Below are 3,411 nucleotides of genomic sequence, written 5' to 3'. Positions count from 1 at the left end.
GTGGCGTACATCGCCCGGGTGGCAAGAACGAGCATCGCGGAGAACCGTCGCGCGGACTACGTGCGTACCGCCATCGCCAAGGGCCTGCCGATGCGCCGGGTGGTGGGCGTGCACCTGCTGCGCAACTCGCTCATCCCGGTGGTGACCCTGCTCGGCACCGACCTCGGCGCCCTGATGGGTGGCGCGATCGTCACCGAGGGAATCTTCGGCATCAACGGGATCGGCCGCCAGGTCTTCCGGGCGATCATCACCAAGGAAAGCGCCACGGTCGTAGGCATCGTGGTCGTCCTGGTGCTGGTCTATCTCGTGATGAACCTGCTGGTTGACCTGCTCTACGCCGCCCTGGACCCGAGGATCCGTTATGAGTGACCCGAGTACCGCATCGATCGTCAGCACCCCTGGCGCACACCCCACCGACTCCGCCGCCCCCGCCACCCTGGGCCAGCCGCAGAGCAACGAGAAGCCGCGCGGCCTGCTCGCCGACGCCTGGCGGGATCTGCGGCGCAAGCCGCTGTTCTGGATCTCGGCCACGCTGATCTTGATCTTCCTGCTGATGGCGGCCTTCCCGGCGCTGTTCGCCCCGGGCGACGCGGTCAACGGCTCGCTGTCCCGCAGCCTCGACAAGCCGTCCGCCAATGGCTGGTTCGGCTACGACGTGCAGGGCCGCGACGTCTACGCCCGGGTCATCTACGGCGCACGGGCCTCCATCGTGGTCGCCGTGCTCTCCGTGCTGGGCACCCTGCTCATCGGCGGAACCATGGGCATCATCTCCGGCTACCGCGGTGGCTGGGTGGACGCGCTGCTGAGCCGGATCGCCGACGTATTCTTCGGTCTGCCCTTCGTGCTCGGCGCGATCGTCATCCTGACCACGTTCAACGGGTCGGGCGCCGGCAACAGCAAGGCCCAGATCATGGGCCTGGTGACCGCGTCGCTGATCGTGCTGAGCTGGCCGGTCGTGATGCGGCTGATGCGCTCCTCGGTGCTCGCCACCAAGGAGGCCGACTACATCGTGGCGGCCCGCGCGCTGGGTGCCGGCACCGGCCGGATCATCCTCAAGCACCTGCTGCCGAACTGCCTGGCCCCGCTGCTGGTCTACGGCACGATCATGGTCGGCTCGTTCATCGGCGCCGAGGCCACCCTGTCGTTCCTGGGCGTCGGTCTGAAGTCGCCGGTGGTGTCCTGGGGCATCATGATCAGTGATGGGCAGCAGTTCGTCCGGGTCGCGCCGGGGCTGGTGTTCTTCCCCGCCGCGTTCCTCGTCACCGCAGTGCTGAGCTTCGTGATGCTCGGTGAGTCGGTCCGCGAGGCCCTCGATCCGAAACTCCGCTAGGGGAGATCCAGTTGTCCGACATTCTCGTGTCCGAGCAGTCAGCGCCGGGACCCGGCGGGTCCGGGCGTCCCTCCGGCCGCCTGCTCGAGGTCGACGACCTGCGGGTGGAGTTCCGCACCCGGGACGGCGTCGCAAAGGTCATCAACGGGGTCACGTACCACGTCGACGCGGGGGAGACCCTCGCCGTGCTCGGCGAGTCCGGCTCCGGTAAGAGCGTCACCGCGCAGACCATCATGGGCATCCTCGACACGCCGCCCGGCTTCGTCACCGGTGGGCAGGTCCGCTTCCACGGCAAGGACATGCTCCGCATGTCCGACGAGGAGCGCCGCCGCATCCGCGGCGAGGGCATCGCGATGATCTTCCAGGACGCGCTCTCCGCGCTGAACCCCGTCTTCACCGTCGGGTTCCAGATCGCCGAGCAGTTCCGGGTCCGGCGGGGCATGGGCCGCGCGGAGGCCAAGAAGCGCGCGATCGACATGCTCGACCAGGTCAAGATCCCGAACGCCAAGGACCGGTTCAACAACTATCCGCACCAGTTCTCCGGCGGTATGCGGCAGCGCGCGATGATCGCGATGTCGCTGGCGCTCGACCCCGAGGTGCTGATCGCGGACGAGCCGACCACCGCCCTCGACGTGACAGTGCAGGCCCAGATCATGGACCTGCTCGCCGAGCTTCAGCGCGAGCGGCAGATGGGCCTGATCCTGATCACCCACGACCTCGGCGTGGTCGCCGACGTCGCGGACCGGATCGCTGTCATGTACGCGGGCCGGATCGTCGAGGAAGCCGACGTGTACGAGCTGTACGCCAAGCCGGCGCACCCGTACACGCTGGGTCTGATCGACTCGATCCCGCGCCTCGACGAGAAGGGGCAGCAGCTCCGGACGATCAAGGGCCTCCCGCCGAACCTGATGAACATCCCGCCGGGCTGCCCGTTCAACCCGCGGTGCCCGATGGTTCAGCCGGTGTGCCGGGAGAAGGTCCCGCCGCTGCTGCAGATCGGCCCCGCCCGGGCCAGCGCCTGCCACTTCGCCGAGGAGCTGGTGAACCGTGTCTGAGAACATCCTCGAGGTCAATGACCTGGTCAAGCACTACCCCGTCACCCAGGGTGTGGTGTTCAAGAAGACCGTCGGCCAGGTCAAGGCGGTCGACGGGGTCTCGTTCGGACTGCGCGCCGGTGAGACGCTCGGTGTGGTCGGCGAGTCCGGCTGCGGCAAGTCGACGCTCGCCCGGGTGCTGATGAACCTGGAGAAGCCGACCGCCGGCAAGGTGGTCTACAAGGGCCAGGACATCTCCAAGCTGTCCGGTGGGGCGCTGCGGCGTCTGCGCCGGCAGATCCAGCTGGTCATGCAGGACCCGTACACCTCGCTGAACCCGCGGATGACCGTCGGCGACCTGCTCGGTGAGCCGTTCGAGATCCACCCGGAGGTGGCGCCGAAGGGCAGCCGCCGGGCCAAGGTCCGCGAGCTGCTCGACCTGGTCGGGCTCAACCCGGAGCACATCAACAGGTACCCGCACCAGTTCTCCGGCGGTCAGCGTCAGCGCATCGGCATCGCCCGCGCGCTCGCGCTGCGGCCCGAGATCATCGTCTGCGACGAGCCGGTGTCGGCGCTGGACGTCTCCATCCAGGCCCAGGTCATGAACCTGCTGGAGCAGTTGCAGGGCGAGTTCGGCCTCTCGTACGTCTTCATCGCGCACGACCTGTCGGTGGTCCGCCACCTCTCGGACCGGGTAGCGGTGATGTACCTCGGCAAGATCGTCGAGATCGGCACCGAGGACGAGATCTACGAGCGACCGACCCACCCGTACACCCAGGCGCTGCTCTCCGCGGTGCCGGTGCCGGACCCGACCCAGCGGAACAACAAGACGATCATCCGGCTCACGGGTGACGTGCCGTCGCCGATCAGCCCGCCCTCGGGCTGCCGGTTCCGGACCCGCTGCTGGAAGGCGCAGGATGTCTGCGCCGAGCAGGTCCCGCTGCTGGAGATCCGTCGGGACTCGGACCACCCGAGCGCCTGCCACTTCGCGGAGAAGCGCGAGATCGTCGCCACCCACGAGGCGTGAGTCACCGAAACCGCCTGCCG

4 protein-coding genes are annotated in these 3,411 nt (G+C 68.3%); all 4 read left to right on the top strand.

Translation table 11 applies throughout. The features are described from left to right. Positions 1 to 369, top strand: a 369-nt coding sequence (locus ABZS40_RS36445; RefSeq protein WP_354949268.1) for an ABC transporter permease, incomplete at its 5' end; no start/stop codon positions are given. Then, positions 362 to 1,330: an ABC transporter permease gene (locus tag ABZS40_RS36440; RefSeq protein ID WP_354949266.1), complete on the top strand. Its 969-nt coding sequence runs from the start codon at positions 362 to 364 to the stop codon at positions 1,328 to 1,330. The genes ABZS40_RS36445 and ABZS40_RS36440, both read left to right, overlap by 8 nt. A 26-nt stretch (positions 1,331 to 1,356) precedes the next feature. Next, a complete protein-coding gene (locus ABZS40_RS36435; RefSeq protein ID WP_354949270.1) occupies positions 1,357 to 2,385 on the top strand; it encodes an ABC transporter ATP-binding protein in 1,029 nt (342 codons plus the stop codon). Beyond that, complete coding sequence (locus tag ABZS40_RS36430) at positions 2,378 to 3,391, top strand: dipeptide ABC transporter ATP-binding protein (RefSeq protein WP_354949264.1); 1,014 nt, start codon at positions 2,378 to 2,380, stop codon at positions 3,389 to 3,391. Before ABZS40_RS36435 ends, ABZS40_RS36430 begins: the two co-directional genes overlap by 8 nt. The last annotated feature ends 20 nt before the right edge of the window (positions 3,392 to 3,411 follow it).

Source organism: Micromonospora sp. NPDC005324 (assembly GCF_040607155.1).
In the GTDB taxonomy this organism is placed as follows: Bacteria; Actinomycetota; Actinomycetes; order Mycobacteriales; family Micromonosporaceae; genus Micromonospora; species Micromonospora trifolii.
This window is presented reverse-complemented; position numbering and strand designations above follow the sequence as displayed.

Excerpts from the sequence above, each read along its gene's own strand:
- ABZS40_RS36440 (WP_354949266.1), top strand. The coding sequence starts at position 362 with ATGAGTGACCCGAGTACCGCATCGATCGTCAGCACCCCTGGCGCACAC.